At 64.3% G+C, this 17,530-nt stretch carries 27 protein-coding genes; all 27 read left to right on the forward strand.

All coding sequences use genetic code 11. From position 1 onward, the window contains the following. Nucleotides 1-20: 20 nt before the first annotated feature. The 27 genes from fusA (at nt 21) to rpsM (ending at nt 17,478) form a co-directional block, all read left to right on the forward strand. A complete protein-coding gene (gene fusA, locus AC6RIC_RS12535) occupies nt 21-2,096 on the forward strand; it encodes an elongation factor G (RefSeq protein ID WP_499736401.1) in 2,076 nt (691 codons plus the stop codon). A 51-nt stretch (nt 2,097-2,147) separates the two neighbouring features. Further along, nucleotides 2,148-3,338 carry an elongation factor Tu gene (gene tuf, locus AC6RIC_RS12540; RefSeq protein ID WP_454656584.1) on the forward strand — a complete coding sequence of 397 codons (1,191 nt, stop codon included), beginning with the start codon at nt 2,148-2,150 and terminating at the stop codon, nt 3,336-3,338. A 69-nt stretch (nt 3,339-3,407) separates the two neighbouring features. Beyond that, the gene (gene rpsJ, locus AC6RIC_RS12545) at nt 3,408-3,716 is read left to right on the forward strand and encodes a 30S ribosomal protein S10 (protein ID WP_043237115.1); all 309 of its coding nucleotides are present in this window, start codon (nt 3,408-3,410) and stop codon (nt 3,714-3,716) included. A 124-nt stretch (nt 3,717-3,840) separates the two neighbouring features. Beyond that, nucleotides 3,841-4,569 (forward strand): 50S ribosomal protein L3, encoded by a 729-nt coding sequence (gene rplC, locus AC6RIC_RS12550; RefSeq protein WP_454656594.1) that lies wholly within the window; start codon nt 3,841-3,843, stop codon nt 4,567-4,569. Further along, nucleotides 4,569-5,189 carry a 50S ribosomal protein L4 gene (rplD, locus tag AC6RIC_RS12555; protein ID WP_061967347.1) on the forward strand — a complete coding sequence of 207 codons (621 nt, stop codon included), beginning with the start codon at nt 4,569-4,571 and terminating at the stop codon, nt 5,187-5,189. The genes rplC and rplD overlap by 1 nt, the downstream gene beginning before the upstream one ends. Continuing rightward, nucleotides 5,186-5,497 (forward strand): 50S ribosomal protein L23, encoded by a 312-nt coding sequence (locus AC6RIC_RS12560; protein WP_047582026.1) that lies wholly within the window; start codon nt 5,186-5,188, stop codon nt 5,495-5,497. Before rplD ends, AC6RIC_RS12560 begins: the two co-directional genes overlap by 4 nt. A 10-nt stretch (nt 5,498-5,507) precedes the next feature. Beyond that, nucleotides 5,508-6,350 (forward strand): 50S ribosomal protein L2, encoded by an 843-nt coding sequence (gene rplB / locus AC6RIC_RS12565; protein WP_499736402.1) that lies wholly within the window; start codon nt 5,508-5,510, stop codon nt 6,348-6,350. Between the two features lie 8 nt (nt 6,351-6,358). After that, complete coding sequence (gene rpsS / locus AC6RIC_RS12570; protein ID WP_047582029.1) at nt 6,359-6,637, forward strand: 30S ribosomal protein S19; 279 nt, start codon at nt 6,359-6,361, stop codon at nt 6,635-6,637. 3 nt (nt 6,638-6,640) lie between these two features. Further along, nucleotides 6,641-7,024, forward strand: a complete 384-nt coding sequence (gene rplV / locus AC6RIC_RS12575) for a 50S ribosomal protein L22 (protein ID WP_377838321.1) — start codon at nt 6,641-6,643, stop codon at nt 7,022-7,024. 10 nt (nt 7,025-7,034) lie between these two features. Beyond that, complete coding sequence (gene rpsC / locus AC6RIC_RS12580; RefSeq protein WP_454656596.1) at nt 7,035-7,766, forward strand: 30S ribosomal protein S3; 732 nt, start codon at nt 7,035-7,037, stop codon at nt 7,764-7,766. 18 nt (nt 7,767-7,784) lie between these two features. Further along, a complete protein-coding gene (rplP, locus tag AC6RIC_RS12585; RefSeq protein ID WP_038365403.1) occupies nt 7,785-8,198 on the forward strand; it encodes a 50S ribosomal protein L16 in 414 nt (137 codons plus the stop codon). An 11-nt stretch (nt 8,199-8,209) separates the two neighbouring features. Further along, nucleotides 8,210-8,422 carry a 50S ribosomal protein L29 gene (gene rpmC / locus AC6RIC_RS12590; protein ID WP_047582036.1) on the forward strand — a complete coding sequence of 71 codons (213 nt, stop codon included), beginning with the start codon at nt 8,210-8,212 and terminating at the stop codon, nt 8,420-8,422. A gap of 10 nt (nt 8,423-8,432) precedes the next feature. Continuing rightward, nucleotides 8,433-8,675 carry a 30S ribosomal protein S17 gene (gene rpsQ, locus AC6RIC_RS12595; RefSeq protein ID WP_199085553.1) on the forward strand — a complete coding sequence of 81 codons (243 nt, stop codon included), beginning with the start codon at nt 8,433-8,435 and terminating at the stop codon, nt 8,673-8,675. 209 nt (nt 8,676-8,884) lie between these two features. Beyond that, complete coding sequence (gene rplN / locus AC6RIC_RS12600) at nt 8,885-9,253, forward strand: 50S ribosomal protein L14 (RefSeq protein ID WP_038365406.1); 369 nt, start codon at nt 8,885-8,887, stop codon at nt 9,251-9,253. Then, complete coding sequence (rplX, locus tag AC6RIC_RS12605) at nt 9,253-9,570, forward strand: 50S ribosomal protein L24 (protein WP_454656597.1); 318 nt, start codon at nt 9,253-9,255, stop codon at nt 9,568-9,570. Before rplN ends, rplX begins: the two co-directional genes overlap by 1 nt. Then, nucleotides 9,563-10,129 carry a 50S ribosomal protein L5 gene (gene rplE / locus AC6RIC_RS12610; protein ID WP_454656598.1) on the forward strand — a complete coding sequence of 189 codons (567 nt, stop codon included), beginning with the start codon at nt 9,563-9,565 and terminating at the stop codon, nt 10,127-10,129. Before rplX ends, rplE begins: the two co-directional genes overlap by 8 nt. Before the next feature lie 36 nt (nt 10,130-10,165). Beyond that, a complete protein-coding gene (rpsN, locus tag AC6RIC_RS12615; protein WP_199085556.1) occupies nt 10,166-10,471 on the forward strand; it encodes a 30S ribosomal protein S14 in 306 nt (101 codons plus the stop codon). A 14-nt stretch (nt 10,472-10,485) separates the two neighbouring features. Beyond that, nucleotides 10,486-10,884, forward strand: coding sequence for a 30S ribosomal protein S8 (gene rpsH, locus AC6RIC_RS12620; protein WP_047582049.1), 399 nt, complete (start codon nt 10,486-10,488; stop codon nt 10,882-10,884). A 38-nt stretch (nt 10,885-10,922) separates the two neighbouring features. Then, on the forward strand, nt 10,923-11,456 hold the full coding sequence (gene rplF, locus AC6RIC_RS12625) for a 50S ribosomal protein L6 (RefSeq protein ID WP_499736403.1): 534 nt from the start codon (nt 10,923-10,925) through the stop codon (nt 11,454-11,456). 11 nt (nt 11,457-11,467) lie between these two features. Next, a complete protein-coding gene (gene rplR, locus AC6RIC_RS12630) occupies nt 11,468-11,830 on the forward strand; it encodes a 50S ribosomal protein L18 (protein ID WP_454656600.1) in 363 nt (120 codons plus the stop codon). A 145-nt stretch (nt 11,831-11,975) separates the two neighbouring features. Continuing rightward, on the forward strand, nt 11,976-12,539 hold the full coding sequence (gene rpsE, locus AC6RIC_RS12635; RefSeq protein WP_047582054.1) for a 30S ribosomal protein S5: 564 nt from the start codon (nt 11,976-11,978) through the stop codon (nt 12,537-12,539). 10 nt (nt 12,540-12,549) lie between these two features. Further along, nucleotides 12,550-12,744, forward strand: a complete 195-nt coding sequence (gene rpmD, locus AC6RIC_RS12640; RefSeq protein ID WP_454656601.1) for a 50S ribosomal protein L30 — start codon at nt 12,550-12,552, stop codon at nt 12,742-12,744. Nucleotides 12,745-12,756: 12 nt separating this feature from the next. Next, complete coding sequence (gene rplO, locus AC6RIC_RS12645; protein WP_499736404.1) at nt 12,757-13,233, forward strand: 50S ribosomal protein L15; 477 nt, start codon at nt 12,757-12,759, stop codon at nt 13,231-13,233. A 155-nt stretch (nt 13,234-13,388) separates the two neighbouring features. Further along, a complete protein-coding gene (secY, locus tag AC6RIC_RS12650; protein WP_454656603.1) occupies nt 13,389-14,726 on the forward strand; it encodes a preprotein translocase subunit SecY in 1,338 nt (445 codons plus the stop codon). Then, nucleotides 14,727-15,320, forward strand: a complete 594-nt coding sequence (locus AC6RIC_RS12655; RefSeq protein ID WP_454656604.1) for an adenylate kinase — start codon at nt 14,727-14,729, stop codon at nt 15,318-15,320. Between the two features lie 239 nt (nt 15,321-15,559). Continuing rightward, on the forward strand, nt 15,560-16,759 hold the full coding sequence (locus AC6RIC_RS12660) for an ABC transporter substrate-binding protein (RefSeq protein ID WP_499736405.1): 1,200 nt from the start codon (nt 15,560-15,562) through the stop codon (nt 16,757-16,759). A gap of 350 nt (nt 16,760-17,109) precedes the next feature. Continuing rightward, nucleotides 17,110-17,478 carry a 30S ribosomal protein S13 gene (rpsM, locus tag AC6RIC_RS12665; RefSeq protein WP_257731997.1) on the forward strand — a complete coding sequence of 123 codons (369 nt, stop codon included), beginning with the start codon at nt 17,110-17,112 and terminating at the stop codon, nt 17,476-17,478. The last annotated feature ends 52 nt before the right edge of the window (nt 17,479-17,530 follow it).

Genomic DNA, 17,530 nt, shown 5'->3' on the forward strand with positions numbered 1-17,530 from the left:
CCGAGACACAGAGCACGATCATGGCCCGTTCCCATCCCATCGACCGTTATCGCAACTTCGGCATCATGGCCCACATTGATGCCGGCAAGACGACGACGACCGAACGCATCCTGTTCTACACCGGCAAGAGCCACAAGCTCGGCGAAGTCCATGATGGCGCTGCTACCATGGACTGGATGACGCAGGAGCAGGAGCGTGGCATCACGATCACCTCTGCTGCGACGACCTGCTTCTGGCAGGACCACCGCCTGAACATCATCGACACCCCCGGCCACGTCGACTTCACCATCGAAGTCGAGCGTTCGCTGCGCGTGCTCGACGGCGCCGTCTGCGTTCTCGACGGCAACCAGGGCGTCGAGCCCCAGACCGAGACCGTCTGGCGCCAGGCCGACAAGTACGACGTTCCGCGCGTCGTCTTCGTCAACAAGATGGACAAGATCGGCGCCGATTTCTATCGCTGCGTCCAGGACATCATTGACCGCGTCGCCGGCAAGCCCGTCTGCCTTCAGATCCCGATCGGTTCGGAGTCCAACTTCGCCGGCGTCGTCGACCTCGTGAAGATGAAGGCGATCGTCTGGAACGGCGAGGCGCTCGGCGCTTCGTACGAGGAGCAGGACATCCCGGCCGATCTCGGCGACAAGGCTGCCGAGTACCGCTCGAAGCTCGTCGAGGCTGCCGTCGAGATGGACGACGTCGCGATGGAAGCCTATCTCGAAGGCACCGAGCCGGACGCCGCCACGCTGCGCCGCCTGATCCGCACTGCGGTTCAGCGCCGCGCGTTCCACCCGGTCCTCTGTGGCTCGTCCTTCAAGAACAAGGGCGTGCAGCCGCTGCTCGACGCCGTCGTCGACTATCTGCCGTCGCCGGTGGATCGCGGCGCGGTCGAAGGCATCGACTTCAAGACCGAAGAGCCGACCACCCGCAACCCGACCGACTCCGATCCGTTCGCGATGCTCGCGTTCAAGATCATGGACGACCCCTTCGTCGGTACGATCACCTTCTGCCGCGTCTATTCCGGCAAGGTCGAGGCGGGCCAGGGCGTCATCAACTCGACCCGTGACAAGAAAGAGCGCGTCGGCCGTATGCTGCTGATGCATGCGAACAACCGCGAGGACATCAAGGAGGCTTATGCCGGCGACATTGTCGCCCTGGCCGGCCTCAAGGACGTCCGCACCGGCGACACGCTCTGCGATCCCGTCAACGCGGTCATTCTGGAGCGTATGGAGTTCCCCGAGCCGGTCATCACGATCGCGATCGAGCCGAAGTCCAAGGCCGACCAGGAGAAGCTGGGCCTCGCCCTGTCGAAGCTCGCGAACGAGGATCCCTCGTTCCGCGTGTCGACCGACCAGGAGAGCGGCCAGACCATCCTGAAGGGCATGGGCGAGCTCCATCTCGACATCAAGGTCGACATCCTGAAGCGCACCTACAAGGTCGACGCCAACATCGGCGCGCCGCAGGTTGCGTATCGTGAGACGCTGACCAAGAAGGCCGAAATCGACTACACCCACAAGAAGCAGACCGGCGGTACCGGCCAGTTCGCTCGCGTCAAGCTCGTCATCGAGCCGAACGAGACCGGCAAGGGCTTCGAGTTCGAGTCGAAGGTCGTCGGCGGTTCGGTGCCGAAGGAGTACATTCCCGGCGTCGAGAAGGGCCTGAATTCGGTCATCGGCTCGGGCGTGCTCGCCGGCTTCCCGGTCGTGGACGTCAAGGTCACACTGATCGACGGCGCCTTCCACGAAGTCGACTCGTCGGCGCTCGCCTTCGAAATCGCCTCCCGTGCAGCGCTGCGCGAAGGTCTGCAGAAGGGCGGCTCCGTGCTGCTCGAGCCGATCATGAAGGTCGAAGTCGTGACCCCGGAAGACTATACCGGCTCGGTCATCGGCGACCTGAACTCGCGTCGTGGCCAGATCCAGGGCCAGGACATGCGCGGCAACGCCGTCGTGATCAACGCGATGGTTCCGCTGGCGAACATGTTCGGCTACGTGAACCAGCTTCGCTCGTTCTCGCAGGGCCGCGCGAACTACACGATGCAGTTCGACCACTATGAGCAGGTGCCGTCGGCGGTGGCCGCCGAGGTCCAGGCCAAGTACGCCTGAACCCCGCACCGACCCGACTGACCATTTGAACAAGATCTGACGGAGGCTACGATGGCCAAAGAGAAGTTTTCGCGGAACAAGCCGCACTGCAACATTGGAACGATTGGTCACGTTGACCATGGCAAGACGTCATTGACGGCTGCGATCACGAAGGTCCTGGCCGAGACGGGCGGCGCTGCGTTCACGGCGTATGACCAGATCGACAAGGCCCCGGAAGAGAAGGCTCGCGGCATCACGATCTCGACGGCTCACGTCGAGTACGAGACGGCGAACCGCCACTACGCTCACGTCGACTGCCCCGGCCACGCCGACTACGTGAAGAACATGATCACGGGCGCGGCGCAGATGGACGGTGCGATCCTGGTGGTTTCGGCTGCCGACGGCCCGATGCCGCAGACCCGCGAGCACATCCTGCTGGCGCGCCAGGTCGGCGTTCCCGCGCTGGTGGTGTTCATGAACAAGGTCGACCTGGTCGACGACGCCGAGCTGCTCGAGCTGGTCGAGATGGAGATCCGCGAGCTTCTGTCGAAGTACGACTTCCCCGGCGACGACATCCCGATCACCAAGGGCTCGGCCAAGGTCGCGCTGGACAACGGCGACAAGGCGATCGGCCATGACGCGGTGGTCGCGCTGATGCAGACGGTCGACGACTACATCCCGCAGCCGGAGCGTCCGATCGACCTGCCGTTCCTGATGCCGGTCGAGGACGTGTTCTCGATCTCGGGCCGTGGCACGGTGGTGACCGGCCGCGTCGAGCGCGGCATCGTCAAGGTTGGCGAGGAAATCGAGATCGTCGGCCTGAAGGACACCGTGAAGACGACGGTGACCGGCGTCGAGATGTTCCGCAAGCTGCTGGACCAGGGCCAGGCGGGCGACAACATCGGCGCGCTGCTGCGCGGCACGAAGCGTGAGGACGTCGAGCGCGGCCAGGTGCTGTGCAAGCCGGGTTCGGTGAAGCCGCACACGAAGTTCACGGCCGAGGCCTACATCCTGACGAAGGAAGAGGGTGGCCGTCACACGCCGTTCTTCACCAACTACCGCCCGCAGTTCTACTTCCGCACGACGGACGTGACCGGCGTGGTCTCGCTGCCCGAGGGCACGGAGATGGTGATGCCGGGCGACAACATCTCGATGGAGGTGACGCTGATCGCCCCGATCGCGATGGAAGAGAAGCTCCGCTTCGCCATCCGCGAAGGCGGCCGCACCGTCGGCGCCGGCGTCGTCGCCTCGATCATCGCGTAACGCGTTTGCGTGAGGGGCAGGGGCCCTTCGGGGCCTTTGCCTTTTCTCACGTCACGGAGAATTGAGACCATGAACGGTCAGAACATTCGGATCCGCCTCAAGGCGTTCGACCACCGCATCCTCGACGCTTCGACGCGCGAGATCGTGTCGACCGCGAAGCGGACGGGCGCCCAGGTCCGCGGACCGATTCCGCTGCCCACGCTCATCGAGAAGTTCACCGTCAACCGCTCGCCCCACATCGACAAGAAGTCGCGCGAGCAGTTCGAGATGCGGACCCACAAGCGGGTTCTCGATATCGTCGACCCGACCCCCCAGACGGTCGACGCCCTCATGAAGCTCGATCTCGCCGCCGGCGTCGACGTCGAAATCAAGCTTTAAGTCGGAGATGGTCTGAACGACGAAGCGGTTTCCACTTCGTCGGACCATCTTCGGATCCGATTAAACGGGTCCTCTGTTTCCGGCGACCCCGGATGGACATGACCCCAAAGGAAGGTATGCACCGATGCGTTCCGGTGTGATTGCACAGAAAGTCGGGATGACCCGCATCTTCACGGATGCCGGCGAGCACATCCCGGTCACCGTGCTGAAGCTCGACAACTGCCAGGTCGTCGCGCATCGCACGATCGAGAAGAACGGCTATGTGGCCGTGCAGCTGGGCTCCGCTCAGGCGAAGGTGAAGAATGTCTCGAAGGCCGAGCGCGGTCATTTCGCGGTCGCCAAGGTCGAGCCGAAGCGCAAGGTGGTCGAGTTCCGCGTCAGCAATGACGCGCTGATCCCTGTCGGCGCCGAGCTGACCGCGGACCACTTCGTCGTCGGCCAGTTCGTCGATGTCTCCGGCACCACCACCGGTAAGGGTTTCGCCGGCGGTATGAAGCGCTGGAACTTCGGCGGTCTGCGCGCCACGCACGGCGTGTCGGTCTCGCATCGCTCGATCGGTTCGACCGGTGGCCGTCAGGACCCGGGCAAGACCTTCAAGAACAAGAAGATGCCGGGCCATCTCGGCGCCGAGCGCGTCACCACGCAGAACCTGCGCGTCGTCCAGACGGATGTCGAGCGCGGCCTGATCCTCGTCGAGGGTGCCGTTCCTGGCGTCGCCGGCGGCTGGATTCACGTCCGTGACGCCGTCAAGCGCGCCCTGCCGAAGGATGCGCCGCTGCCGGGCAAGTTCAAGGTTTCCGGCGAGGGCAAGGCGGATGAGGCTCCTGCGGCCCAGGCTGAGGAGAACGCGTGATGAAATTCGATATCACCACTCTTGAGGGCAAGTCGGCCGGTTCGGTCGAGCTGTCGGATGAGGTGTTCGGCCTCGAGCCGCGCGCCGATCTGCTCGCCCGCATGGTCCGCTATCAGCTCGCCAAGCGCCGCGCCGGGACTCACAAGTCCAAGGGCCGCTCGGAAGTCGATCGCACCCGCAAGAAGATCTACAAGCAGAAGGGCACCGGCGGCGCTCGCCACGGCGCGGCTTCGGCTCCGCAGTTCCGCGGCGGCGGCAAGGCTTTCGGCCCCGTCCTGCGCGACCACGGTCATGATCTTCCCAAGAAGGTCCGTGCGCTGGCTCTGCGCCACGCTCTCTCGGCCAAGGCGAAGGACGCCGGCATCATCGTGATCGACGATGCCACGCTCTCCGAGCCGAAGACCAAGGTGCTGCTCGGCCACTTCGGCAAGCTCGACCTGTCGAGCGCGCTGATCATCGGCGGCGCCGAGATCGATACCAACTTCGGCCTGGCCGCTCGCTCGATCCCGAATGTCGACGTGCTGCCGGTCCAGGGCATCAACGTTTACGACATCCTGCGTCGCGACAAGCTCGTCCTGACGCGCGCGGCCGTCGATGCGCTGGAGGCGCGCTTCAAATGAGCCAGTCCGCCAAGAACCTCGACCCGCGCCACTACGATGTGATCGTGGCGCCGGTCATCACCGAGAAGGCGACGATGCTCTCGGAGCATAACAAGGTCGTCTTCAAGGTTGCCAAGACCGCAACGAAGCCGCAGATCAAGGCGGCGATCGAGAAGCTCTTCGACGTCAAGGTGAAGAGCGTCAACACGATCGTCACCGAGGGCAAGGTCAAGATGTTCCGTGGCCGTCCCGGCCAGCGTTCGGACGTCAAGAAGGCGGTCGTGACCCTCGAAGAGGGCCACTCCATCGACGTGACCACGGGCCTGTGAGGGAAGCATCATGGCTTTGAAACATTTCAAGCCGATCACGCCGAGCCTTCGCCAGCTCGTGATCGTCGACCGCAGCGAGCTCTACAAGGGCAAGCCGGTCAAGGTGCTGACCGAGGGCAAGAGCTCCTCGGGCGGCCGCAACAACACCGGCCGCGTCACCGTCCGCTTCCGCGGCGGTGGTCACAAGCGCACGCTGCGTCTCGTCGACTTCAAGCGTCGCGGCAAGGCCGGCATTCCGGCGACCGTCGAGCGGCTCGAGTACGATCCGAACCGCACCGCCTTCATCGCCCTGATCAAGTATCAGGACGGCGAGCAGGCCTACATCCTGGCGCCGCAGCGCCTGGCTGTTGGTGATACGGTCGTCGCGGGTGACTCGGTCGACGTGAAGCCCGGCAACGCGGCTCCGATGGGTTCGCTGCCGATCGGCACGATTGTCCACAATGTCGAGCTGAAGATCGGCAAGGGCGGCGCCCTGGCCCGTTCGGCCGGCAACTACGCCCAGATCGTCGGTCGCGACCAGGGCTACGTCATCGTCCGCCTGAACTCGGGCGAACAGCGCCTGATCTCGGGCCTGTGCTATGCTACCGTCGGCGCCGTCTCGAACCCGGATCACATGAACCGGAACGACGGCAAGGCTGGTCGCTCGCGCTGGCTCGGTCGCCGTCCGCATAACCGCGGCGTCTCGATGAACCCGGTCGACCATCCGCACGGCGGTGGTGAAGGCCGGACCTCGGGTGGCCGTCATCCGGTCACGCCCTGGGGTCTGCCGACCAAGGGTAAGAAGACCCGCTCGAACAAGCGGACCGATACGTTCATCGTGTCGAGCCGTCACGCCCGCAAGAAGAAGAACTGAGGTCCGTCATGGCGCGTTCGCTTTGGAAAGGTCCGTTCGTCGACGGATACCTCCTGAAGAAGGCCGAGGTCGCCAGGACCTCGGCTCGTAATGAAGTTATCAAGATCTGGAGCCGTCGCTCCACGATCCTGCCGCAGTTCGTCGGTCTGACGTTCGGCGTCTACAACGGCCATAAGCATGTGCCGGTGTCCGTGTCCGAGGAGATGGTGGGTCACAAGTTCGGCGAGTTCTCGCCGACCCGCACCTTCCACGGCCACGCTGCCGACAAGAAGGCGAAGAGGAAGTAAGCCATGGGTAAAGCATCCGCCCCCCGTGCGCTGCCCGAGAACGAAGCCACTGCGATCGCTCGCAACCTTCGCGTCTCGCCGCAGAAGCTGAACCTCGTCGCTCAGCTGATCCGTGGCAAGAAGGTCGCGACTGCGCTCGCCGATCTCGAGTTCTCGCGCAAGCGGATCTCGCTCGATGTGCGCAAGTGCCTCCAGAGCGCGATCGCCAACGCCGAGAACAACCATGATCTCGACGTCGACGATCTCGTCGTGGCACAGGCCTTCGTTGGCAAGGCCCTCGTCATGAAGCGTTTCCACGCTCGTGCCCGTGGCCGTGGCGCCCGCATCCTGAAGCCCTTCGCGAACATCACGATCGTGGTGCGCGAAGTCGCTGCGGCCAAGGCCTGAGGAGAGAACGATGGGTCAGAAAATCAATCCGATCGGCCTTCGCCTCGGCATCAACCGCACCTGGGACTCGCGTTGGTTCGCCAACAAGGGCGAGTACGGCAAGCTGCTGCATGAAGACATGGCCATCCGCGCCGCGCTCATGAAGCTGCTGAAGCAGGCCGCGGTTTCGAAGATCATCATCGAGCGCCCGCACCGGAAGTGCCGCGTCACCATCCACTCGGCGCGTCCGGGTGTGGTGATCGGCAAGAAGGGTGCAGACATCGAGAAGCTCCGCAAGGAAGTCTCGAAGCTCACCAAGGCCGACGTGACGATCAATATCGTCGAGGTGCGCAAGCCCGAGATCGACGCGACGCTCGTCGCCGACTCGATCGCTCAGCAGCTCGAGCGCCGCGTCGCCTTCCGTCGCGCCATGAAGCGCGCCGTGCAGTCGGCGATGCGTCTCGGCGCCGAGGGTATCCGCATCAACTGCTCGGGCCGTCTCGGCGGCGCCGAGATCGCCCGCCTCGAATGGTATCGTGAGGGCCGCGTGCCGCTGCATACGCTGCGCGCCGATGTCGACTACGGCGTCGCCACCGCTTTCACGACCTACGGGACGTGCGGCATCAAGGTCTGGATCTTCAAGGGCGAGATCCTGGAACACGACCCGATGGCCCAGGACAAGCGCCTTTCCGACGAAGGCGGCCGCTCCAGCGGTCGTGACCGTGATCACCGCGATCGCGATCGTCGCGAGCAGGCTGCGTAAGGCTGATCGAGAAGAGCCATGCTGCAACCAAAACGCACCAAGTTCCGCAAGCAGTTCAAGGGACGCATCTCCGGCGTCGCCAAGGGCGGCACGGACCTCAACTTCGGCCAGTTCGGCCTGAAGGCCCAGGAGCCCGAGCGCGTCACCGCCCGGCAGATCGAGGCGGCCCGCCGCGCGATCACCCGCGCCATGAAGCGCGTCGGCCGTGTCTGGATCCGCATCTTCCCGGACGTGCCGGTTTCCAAGAAGCCGACCGAAGTCCGCATGGGTAAGGGCAAGGGTTCGCCCGAGTTCTGGGCCGCCAAGGTCAAGCCGGGCCGGATCATGTTCGAGCTCGACGGCGTGTCCGAGGAGATCGCCCGCGAGGCGCTCCGTCTCGGCGCCGCCAAGCTGCCGATCAAGACGCGCTTCATCCAGCGCATTGCCGAGTGAGGGAGGGCAAGATGAAAATCACACAGCGTCAGTCCGACCTGAAGGCCATGAGCACGGACCAGCTTCAGGACGAACTCCTGAAGCTCAAGAAGGAGCAGTTCAACCTGCGCTTCCAGAAGGCCACCGGGCAGCTCGAGAACACCGCGCGCGTCACCGAAGTGCGCAAGGACATCGCCCGCATCAAGACGCTGCAGCGGTCCAAGACCGTCGCGGCGAGCGCGTGAGGAGAGAATAATGCCTAAGCGCGTACTGCAGGGCGTCGTCGTCAGCGACAAGCAGAACAAAACTGTTGTGGTCAAGGTCGAGCGGCGTTATACGCACCCGCTGCTCAAGAAGACGGTGCGCCGCACGAAGAACTATCACGCCCATGACGAGGCGGGTTCGTTCAAGGTCGGCGACACGGTTTGGATCGAGGAGTCCAAGCCGATTTCCAAGCTGAAAAGCTGGGTTGTGCTCGAGGACGCCCCCAAGGCGTGATTCGAGATGGCTTCGCCCGGCCCCGAATCAGGGGCAGGGCGGGGCAGGAAAGAAGCCGGACATGTTTCTCCGCAAAGGTGGAAACCACTTTTGCGGATCGTGTTTTGTTTGAGGCCAGGGGGCGATCGACCCCCGTCAGTCGTAGTCCCCGTCGGCACTGATGCTGGCCGGGAAACCGCGCTGATACACAGATTGGAAGGATCAAGGCCATGATCCAGGTGCAGACGAATCTCGACGTCGCCGACAATTCCGGCGCCCGTCGCGTGATGTGCATCAAGGTTCTCGGCGGGTCGAAGCGGCGCTATGCCCGCATTGGCGACATCATCGTCGTTTCGATCAAGGAAGCCATTCCGCGCGGTCGCGTGAAGAAGGGCGACGTCATGAAGGCGGTCGTCGTTCGCACCGCCAAGGACGTCAAGCGCCAGGACGGTTCGGTGATCCGCTTCGACCGCAATGCGGCCGTGCTGATCAACAACCAGAAGGAGCCGGTCGGCACGCGTATCTTCGGACCGGTTCCGCGCGAGCTGCGCGCCAAGAACCACATGAAGATCATCTCGCTGGCGCCGGAGGTGCTGTGATGGCTGCTAAGATCAAGAAGGGCGACAAGGTCGTCGTGCTCGCTGGTCGCGACAAGGGCAAGTCGGGCGAGGTGTTGCAGGTTCTGCCGAAGGATGCCCGCGCCGTCGTGCGCGGTGTCAATCTCGTCAAGAAGCACACCAAGCAGTCCGCGCAGTCCGAGGGCGGCATCATCAGCAAGGAAGCGACGATCGACCTGTCGAACATCGCCATTGCCGACCCCAAGGATGGCAAGGCCACCCGCGTCGGTTTCAAGGTGCTCGATGACGGCCGCAAGGTTCGGTTCGCCAAGCGTTCGGGAGATCTGATCGATGGCTGAGGCTCAGCAGGCGGCGCTCTCGCCGCGCATGAAGAAGCATTACGAGGACGTCGTTCGTCCCGCGATGATCGCCGAATTCGGCTACAAGAACGTCATGGAAGTGCCGGCGATCGAGAAGATCGTCATCAACATGGGCGTTGGTGAAGCGACTGCCGACCGTAAGAAGGTCGACGTTGCCGCTGGCGACCTCGCTCTGATCGCCGGCCAGAAGCCGGTCATCACCAAGTCCCGCCTCGCCATCGCTGGCTTCAAGCTGCGCGAAAACATGGCGGTTGGCTGCAAGGTCACGCTGCGCAAGACCAAGATGTTCGAGTTCGTCGACCGGCTCGTCACCATCGCCTTGCCGCGCGTGCGCGACTTCCGGGGCCTCAACCCCAAGTCGTTCGACGGGCGCGGTAACTTCGCGCTCGGGATCAAGGAGCACATCGTGTTCCCCGAGATCAACTACGACAAGGTCGACCAGGTCCTGGGTATGGACGTGATCGTCTGCACGACTGCGAAGTCGGACGACGAGGCACGCGCCCTGCTCAAGCACTTCAACTTCCCGTTCCGGCAGTGAACCTAAGCGTTCATACGCGGAAACCAGGAGAGATCGATGGCTAAGAAAAGCTCCGTCGAGAACAACGAGCGCCGCAGGAAGCTGGTGAAGAAATTCGCCGGCCGCCGGGCTCGTCTTCTCGCGATCGCCAATGACGACAACCAGCCCATGGACGAGCGTTTCCTCGCCCGCCTGAAGCTGGCCGAACTGCCGCGCAACTCGGCGAAGATCCGCATTCGCAACCGCTGCGAAGTGACGGGCCGTCCGCGCGCGTTCTATCGCAAGCTCAAGATGTCGCGTGTCGCGCTGCGTGAGCTCGGTAACAAGGGGCTGGTTCCCGGCCTCGTGAAATCGAGCTGGTAAGGAGGACTGGAACAATGGCAATCATTGATCCGCTCGGCGATATGCTGACCCGCATCCGCAATGCGCAGATGCGTCGCAAGTCCCGCGTTTCCACCCCTGGCTCGAAGCTGCGCGCTCGCGTGCTCGACGTGCTGCAGTCCGAGGGCTACATCCGCGGCTACAGCCAGACCGAGTTCGGCAACGGCCGGACGGAGTTCGACATCGAGCTGAAGTATCACGAGGGCCAGCCGGTCATCCGGTCGATCTCGCGTGTTTCGAAGCCCGGCCGCCGCGTCTACTCGTCGGTCGAGACCATGCCGCGCGTGGCCGATGGCCTTGGCGTGACGATCGTCTCGACCCCGCGTGGCGTGATGGCCGATCATGTGGCCCGCGAGCAGAACGTGGGCGGCGAAGTGCTCTGCAAGGTCTTCTGACCTTACAGGCGCCCCGCTCACTTTCAGGAGAGATCCAAATGTCTCGTATCGGTAAGAAGCCGGTTTCGGTTCCCGCGGGCGTCACCGCCTCGGTCACCGGCCAGCTGGTCAAGATCAAGGGCTCCAAGGGCGAGCTCTCCTTCACGGTTCCCGAGGACGTCTCGGTGGCCATGGAGGACGGTGCGATCGCGGTTCAGCCGCGTTCGCAGTCGAAGCGCGCCCGTGCGCTCTGGGGCACCTCGCGCGCCCGCATCAACAATCTCGTCATCGGCACCACTGCCGGCTTCGAGAAGAAGCTTGAGATCAACGGCGTCGGCTACAAGGCCGCCGTCAACGGCAAGGTGCTCAAGCTGTCGCTCGGCTACAGCCACGACATCGACTACGAAATCCCGGCCGGTGTCGCGATCGTGACGCCGAAGCCGACGGAGATCGTCGTCACCGGCATCGACAAGCAGGTCGTCGGCCAGACCGCCGCGGAGATCCGCGACTATCGTGGCCCCGAGCCCTACAAGGGCAAGGGCGTCAAGTACGCCGGCGAATTCATCTTCCGCAAGGAAGGCAAGAAGAAGTAAGGACGCCAGCCATGAGCAAGCAGAACGATGTGACTGCGCGCCGCAAGGCCCGCGTCCGCCGCGCGATCAAGGCCGTTGCCAATGGTCGCCCGCGCCTGTCGGTGCATCGCACCGGCAAGCAGATCTACGCCCAGGTCATCGACGACGTGAACGGGGTCACCCTCGCTTCCGCCTCGTCGCGGGACAAGGATGTGCGCGAGCAGATCAAGTCCGGCGCGAATGTCGAGGCCGCCGGCCAGATCGGCAAGATCGTCGCCGAGCGCGCGGTCAAGGCCGGCGTGACGGAAGTGGTCTTCGACCGCGGCCCGTACATGTACCATGGTCGCGTCAAGGCGCTGGCCGATGCAGCCCGCGAGGGCGGCCTCAGCTTCTGAGGTTATCGGGTTTCGCCCGGCCCGGCGTCATACGCCGGCCGGGCGATGCCTGTTTACTGGCTTCCCCGGGCAATGATGCACGGGGTTAGGCTCGAGCGAGCGGCGGGGCTTCGATCCTCGTCCGCGCAAGTAAGAGGACAGACACATGGCTAGAGAGCCGCGTGAGCGTAAAGATCGGGAAACGGAAGTTTCCGAATTCGTGGACAAGCTCGTCCACATCAACCGCGTCGCCAAGGTGGTGAAGGGTGGTCGTCGCTTCGGCTTCGCCGCGCTCGTCGTCGTCGGCGACCAGAAGGGCCGCGTCGGCTTCGGCCACGGCAAGGCTCGTGAAGTTCCCGAGGCGATCCGCAAGGCGACGGAAGCTGCCAAGCGCGGCCTCGTCCGTATCCCGCTGCGCGAGGGCCGTACCCTCCATCACGACGTGCAGGGCCGCCACGGCGCCGGCAAGGTCGTGCTGCGCGCGGCTCCGGCCGGTACCGGCATCATCGCCGGCGGCCCGATGCGCGCCGTCTTCGAGGCGGTCGGCATGCAGGACGTCGTGTCGAAGTCGCTCGGCTCCTCCAACCCGTACAACCTCGTGCGCGCCACCTTCGACGCGCTGAAGAACGAGGACAGCCCGCGCTCGGTCGCGGCTCGTCGCTCGCTCAAGGTTTCGGCCCTGCAGACCCGTCGCCGCGATGCCGGCACGGATGCGGCCGCGGAAGCGTGAGGGGGACATCATGGCAAAGGCTGAGAAGACCTTCACCATCGAGCAGACCGGTTCGCCGATCCGCCGCGAGGCCACCCAGCGCCAGACCCTGATCGGTCTCGGCCTGAACAAGATCCGCCGCCGCTCGACCCTCCAGGACACCCCCGCGGTGCGTGGCATGGTCGAGAAGGTGAAGCACCTCGTCCGCGTCGTCGACGCGAAGTGAGGAGGGCGACACATGAAACTCAATGAGATCCGTGACAACGAAGGCGCTCTGAAGCAGCGCATGCGTGTCGGCCGTGGCATTGGCTCCGGCAAGGGCAAGACCGGTGGTCGCGGCGTGAAGGGTCAGACCTCGCGCGCCGGCGTCGCCATCAAGGGCTTCGAAGGCGGCCAGATGCCGCTGTATCGTCGCCTGCCGAAGCGCGGCTTCAACAACCTGTTTGCGAAGGACCTGAACGAGGTGAACCTCGGCCGAATCCAGCAGGCGGTGGAAGCCGGCAAGCTCGATGCCAAGGGCACCGTGACCATCGAGGCGCTCGTCGCCGCCGGTGTCATCACCCGTCAGGCCAAGGACGGCGTCAAGATTCTCGGCGTCGGCGAGCTCAAGACCAAGCTTGCCTTCGAGGTGTACGGCGCGTCCAAGTCGGCCGTCGCTGCGATCAAGAAGGCTGGCGGTTCGGTCAAGATTCTGGCTGCCGCTTCACAGGCGTGATCCGAACGCCTACATGACGTTTGCGAACGGCGGCCGGGCCCAGCGCCTTGGCCGCCGTTTGACTGTTTGACGCAAGGCACGAATCCGCAGACAGCACCTCGCGTGCGTTGAGGGATGTGCTTCAACGACCAGTTTGAGACCCAGGGACCGGACGCATGGCATCGGCGGCTGAACAGCTTGCGGCGAACCTCAATTTCGGGGCCTTCGCCAAGGCGGATGAACTCAAGAAGCGAATCTGGTTCACGCTGGGCGCGCTGGTCATCTACCGGCTCGGCACCTATATCCCGCTGCCCGGCATGAACCCGGATGCGGTGGCCGACCTGTTCCGCCAGACCCAGTCCGGCATGCTCGGCATGTTCAACATGTTCTCCGGTGGCGCGGTCGGGCGCCTCGCGATCTTCGCGCTGGCGATCATGCCCTACATCTCGGCCTCGATCATCGTGCAGCTGCTCTCCAGCGTCGTGCCGAGCTTCGAGGCGCTGAAGAAGGAAGGCGAGCAGGGCCGCAAGACCCTGAACCAGTACACCCGCTACCTGACCCTCGTGCTGGCCGTGTTCCAGGCCTATGCGATCGGCGTCGGCCTCCAGGGTTCTGGCAACCTCGTGCTGCAGCCTGGGCCGTTCTTCCTGCTCTCGACCACGATCACGCTGGTCGGCGGCACGATGTTCCTGCTCTGGCTGGGTGAGCAGATCACCAGCCGCGGCATCGGCAACGGCACCTCGATGATCATCTTCGCGGGCATCATCGCCGAGTTCCCCTCGCAGCTCGCCCAGACCTTCGAGCTCGGCCGCCAGGGCGCGATCTCGACCGGCCTGCTGCTCGGCGTGCTTGTGATGGCGGTCTGCGTCATCGCCTTCTGCGTGTTCATGGAGCGCGCCCAGCGCCGCCTGCTGATCAACTATCCGAAGCGCCAGGTCGGCAACCGCATGTATGAGGGCCAGACCTCGTTCCTGCCGCTGAAGCTCAACACCGCCGGCGTCATTCCGCCGATCTTCGCCTCGTCGCTGCTGCTGCTGCCGACGACCGTCGCCAGCTTCCAGCAGGCCTCGGGCGGCACCGGCTTCCTGTCGACGATGGCGACCTATCTCGCCCATGGCCGGCCGGCGTTCATGATCCTCTACGCGGCGCTGATCATCTTCTTCTGCTTCTTCTATACCGCGATTGTGTTCAATCCGGTCGAGACGGCCGACAATCTCAAGAAGCATGGCGGCTTCATGCCGGGCATCCGCCCGGGCGAGCGGACCGCCGAGCATATCGATCGCATCCTGACGCGCATCACCGTTCTGGGCGCAGGATATTTGACGATCGTCTGCCTTATCCCCGAGTTCATGATCACCTATGCTCAGATCCCGATCATCCTGCTGGGCGGTACTTCGCTGCTCATCGTGGTGACGACGACGATGGACACCGTGGCGCAAGTTCACGGGCACCTGCTGGCCCATCAGTACGAAGGGCTGGTCAAGAAGGCCAAGTTGCGAGGAGCGAGGCGCTAAATGCGGTTGATTTTCCTGGGGCCGCCGGGGGCGGGTAAAGGCACTCAGGCGGCGCGCATCGTCGCGAAGCACGGCATTCCGCAGCTTTCCACCGGCGACATGCTGCGCGCAGCCGTCGCCGCCGGTACGCCGGTCGGCCAGAAGGCCAAGGCGGTGATGGACGCGGGCGGGCTGGTCTCGGACGAGATCGTCATCGGCATCGTCGCCGACCGCATCGAAGAGGCGGATGCCAAGAAGGGCTTCATTCTCGACGGCTTCCCGCGGACGCTGGCTCAGGCCGAGGCGCTGGACAAGATGCTCGACGGCAAGGGCCTGAAGCTCGACGCCGTGCTCGAGCTCAAGGTCGACCAGACCAAGCTCGTCGACCGCATCGTTCGCCGCGCCGAGGAGGCGAGGGCGGCCGGGCAGCCGGTGCGTAAGGACGACGATCCGGAGGTCTTCAAGACCCGGCTTGAGGCCTATAACCGTGATACGGCCGTAGTCGCTCCCTATTATGATAAGCGCGGCCAGCTGACCGCCATCGACGGCATGCAGCCGATCGACAGCGTCTCGCAGGCGATCACGGACGCACTTTCGGTCGCCGCCCAGGGCTGACCGAAACTCGCCGGAACTTGTTTCGAACCCGGGCGGACCTCACGGTCTGGCCGGGTTCTTCGTTTCTACGGTGCGCTTTTGCGCTGATGCCTTTGCCTTTTCTCGCTCCGCCTGTGCGTTGACAGGCTCATGCCCGGCGGATGTGCTGAGGCTCAATCCGCGCGAAGCGGTAGCAAGCATCCGTCGACCGGAAGGCGAAGCGGCTTTCTTGGTCCGGAGGCAGGACAGGGAGCAGGCGCATGACGAGGTTTGGAGCATTGCTGGTCGCGAGCACGCTGGCGCTGATGCCGGCGGCGGCGCGGGCGCAGGATGCGGTGAAGATCGGCATCCTCAACGACCAGTCCGGCAACTATGCCGAATTCGGCGGGTTGGGCTCGGTCGAGGCGGCGAAGCTGGCGATCGAGGATTTTGGTGGCTCGGTGCTCGGCAAGCCGATCGAGATCGTCGCGGGCGACCATCAGAACAAGCCGGACATCGCCGTCGGGTTGGCCCGGCGCTGGTACGACGTCGATGGCGTCACCGCGATCGCGGACCTGACCAACTCCGCCGTTGCGCTGGGGGTGGCCGGCATCGCCAAGGAAAAGCAGAAGATCGCGCTCTATAACGGTCCGGCGACGACACGCCTCTTCAATGAGGATTGTTCACCGACCGGCTTCATGTGGACCTTCGACACGGCGACCTCGGCCAAGGGCACTGCGGTTTCGGTGCTGCGCGAGGGCGGCGACAGCTGGTACATCATCGCCGCCGACTACGCTTTCGGCCATCAGCTCACGGCGGATATCGAGTCGACGGTCAAGGCAAATGGCGGCAAGACGCTGGGTACGGTGCGCGCCCCGCTCTCGACGCCGGACTTCTCCTCCTTCCTGCTGCAGGCGCAGGCCTCGAAGGCCAAGATCGTCGCCTTCGCCAATGCCGGTACCGACACGATCAACTCGATCAAGCAGGCGGGCGAGTTCGGCCTGGTCGATGGTGGCCAGAAGCTCGCGGCGATGGTCGTGGTGCTGAGCGACGTGCACGGCCTCGGCCTCGACAAGGCCAAGGGGCTGATCACCACCACCGCCTATTACCATGACGCCGACAAGCCGAGCCGCGACTTCGCCGATCGCTATATGGCGCGGACCAAGAAGATGCCCGGCATGATCCAGGCCAGCGTCTATTCCTCGGTGCTGCACTATCTCAAGGCGGTGAAGGCGGCCGGTACGGCTGCGGGCCCTGCGGTCGCGGCGAAGATGAAGGAGCTGCCGGTCGATGATTTCTACGCGCCGGGCGCGAAGGTCCGCGAAGACGGCCGGCTGATGAACGACATGCTGCTGGTCGAGGTGAAGAAGCCCGCCGATTCGAAGGCGCCGTGGGATTACTTCAAGGTCGTCCGCAAGATCCCGGCAGCCGAGATCATCGCGCCGCTCTCGGAGAGCAAGTGCAGCCTGGTGAAGAAGTAAGGGGCATCCGTGATGCGCGTCATTCCGGGCGCGGCTTCGCCGCTTATCCGGAATGACGGAGCCCTTATATAGCGGGTTCGGCTACCGCCTTGACCTCGCAGTGCTTCGGCCGCTTCCGCTTGCCTTGGCATGTTTCTTGGTTGCTGCGGGTTGACTCGTTGTGCCCAACCGGTTAACGAGCCGCCATCCGGTTTCATGGGAGCGATGCCGTTGCCTTCGCGAGAAGGGACGACGTCGCATTATCGCGTGGAACCGTTCAACGCTCTGCATGAGCCGGCCTCCACCGGACGCAGGGTTTTTCCCACCGCCGGGGTGCCATCGGGTGCTTCGGCCGACATGGAGATGAGACCATGGCTCGTATCGCGGGCGTCAACATTCCCACCGGCAAGCGCGTCGTCATCGGCCTGCAGTACATCCACGGCATTGGCGCGGCCAAGGCCCAGGAGATCATCGAGAAGGTCGGCATCGCGCCGGAGCGCCGCGTCAACCAGCTGACCGACGCCGAAGTCCTGCAGATCCGCGAGACGATCGACCGCGACTACCTCGTCGAGGGCGATCTGCGCCGCGAAGTCTCGATGAACATCAAGCGCCTGATGGACCTTGGCTGCTATCGCGGTTTGCGCCATCGCCGCTCGCTGCCGGTCCGCGGCCAGCGCACGCACACCAACGCCCGTACCCGCAAGGGCAAGGCGAAGCCGATCGCCGGCAAGAAGAAGTGATTTCGGCGGGCCGCTAGTCGGCCCGTTGTCAATACGCCGGCCGGTCCGCTCA

The organism is Allobosea sp. TBD101, from assembly GCF_059817965.1.

What these genes read in the sequence shown, in the direction of transcription:
- rplF (WP_499736403.1), top strand. Translation starts at nt 10,923, where the DNA reads ATGTCTCGTATCGGTAAGAAGCCGGTTTCGGTTCCCGCGGGCGTCACC.
- rplE (WP_454656598.1), top strand. Translation starts at nt 9,563, where the DNA reads ATGGCTGAGGCTCAGCAGGCGGCGCTCTCGCCGCGCATGAAGAAGCAT.
- rpsE (WP_047582054.1), top strand. Translation starts at nt 11,976, where the DNA reads ATGGCTAGAGAGCCGCGTGAGCGTAAAGATCGGGAAACGGAAGTTTCC.
- rpsQ (WP_199085553.1), top strand. Translation starts at nt 8,433, where the DNA reads ATGCCTAAGCGCGTACTGCAGGGCGTCGTCGTCAGCGACAAGCAGAAC.
- rplV (WP_377838321.1), top strand. Translation starts at nt 6,641, where the DNA reads ATGGGTAAAGCATCCGCCCCCCGTGCGCTGCCCGAGAACGAAGCCACT.
- rplP (WP_038365403.1), top strand. Translation starts at nt 7,785, where the DNA reads ATGCTGCAACCAAAACGCACCAAGTTCCGCAAGCAGTTCAAGGGACGC.
- AC6RIC_RS12560 (WP_047582026.1), top strand. Translation starts at nt 5,186, where the DNA reads ATGAGCCAGTCCGCCAAGAACCTCGACCCGCGCCACTACGATGTGATC.
- rpsN (WP_199085556.1), top strand. Translation starts at nt 10,166, where the DNA reads ATGGCTAAGAAAAGCTCCGTCGAGAACAACGAGCGCCGCAGGAAGCTG.
- rplO (WP_499736404.1), top strand. Translation starts at nt 12,757, where the DNA reads ATGAAACTCAATGAGATCCGTGACAACGAAGGCGCTCTGAAGCAGCGC.
- rplB (WP_499736402.1), top strand. Translation starts at nt 5,508, where the DNA reads ATGGCTTTGAAACATTTCAAGCCGATCACGCCGAGCCTTCGCCAGCTC.
- rplC (WP_454656594.1), top strand. Translation starts at nt 3,841, where the DNA reads ATGCGTTCCGGTGTGATTGCACAGAAAGTCGGGATGACCCGCATCTTC.
- rpsJ (WP_043237115.1), top strand. Translation starts at nt 3,408, where the DNA reads ATGAACGGTCAGAACATTCGGATCCGCCTCAAGGCGTTCGACCACCGC.
- rpsS (WP_047582029.1), top strand. Translation starts at nt 6,359, where the DNA reads ATGGCGCGTTCGCTTTGGAAAGGTCCGTTCGTCGACGGATACCTCCTG.
- rpmD (WP_454656601.1), top strand. Translation starts at nt 12,550, where the DNA reads ATGGCAAAGGCTGAGAAGACCTTCACCATCGAGCAGACCGGTTCGCCG.
- secY (WP_454656603.1), top strand. Translation starts at nt 13,389, where the DNA reads ATGGCATCGGCGGCTGAACAGCTTGCGGCGAACCTCAATTTCGGGGCC.
- rplR (WP_454656600.1), top strand. Translation starts at nt 11,468, where the DNA reads ATGAGCAAGCAGAACGATGTGACTGCGCGCCGCAAGGCCCGCGTCCGC.
- fusA (WP_499736401.1), top strand. Translation starts at nt 21, where the DNA reads ATGGCCCGTTCCCATCCCATCGACCGTTATCGCAACTTCGGCATCATG.
- rpsC (WP_454656596.1), top strand. Translation starts at nt 7,035, where the DNA reads ATGGGTCAGAAAATCAATCCGATCGGCCTTCGCCTCGGCATCAACCGC.
- rplN (WP_038365406.1), top strand. Translation starts at nt 8,885, where the DNA reads ATGATCCAGGTGCAGACGAATCTCGACGTCGCCGACAATTCCGGCGCC.
- tuf (WP_454656584.1), top strand. Translation starts at nt 2,148, where the DNA reads ATGGCCAAAGAGAAGTTTTCGCGGAACAAGCCGCACTGCAACATTGGA.
- rpsH (WP_047582049.1), top strand. Translation starts at nt 10,486, where the DNA reads ATGGCAATCATTGATCCGCTCGGCGATATGCTGACCCGCATCCGCAAT.
- rplD (WP_061967347.1), top strand. Translation starts at nt 4,569, where the DNA reads ATGAAATTCGATATCACCACTCTTGAGGGCAAGTCGGCCGGTTCGGTC.
- AC6RIC_RS12655 (WP_454656604.1), top strand. Translation starts at nt 14,727, where the DNA reads ATGCGGTTGATTTTCCTGGGGCCGCCGGGGGCGGGTAAAGGCACTCAG.
- rpsM (WP_257731997.1), top strand. Translation starts at nt 17,110, where the DNA reads ATGGCTCGTATCGCGGGCGTCAACATTCCCACCGGCAAGCGCGTCGTC.
- rplX (WP_454656597.1), top strand. Translation starts at nt 9,253, where the DNA reads ATGGCTGCTAAGATCAAGAAGGGCGACAAGGTCGTCGTGCTCGCTGGT.
- rpmC (WP_047582036.1), top strand. Translation starts at nt 8,210, where the DNA reads ATGAAAATCACACAGCGTCAGTCCGACCTGAAGGCCATGAGCACGGAC.
- AC6RIC_RS12660 (WP_499736405.1), top strand. Translation starts at nt 15,560, where the DNA reads ATGACGAGGTTTGGAGCATTGCTGGTCGCGAGCACGCTGGCGCTGATG.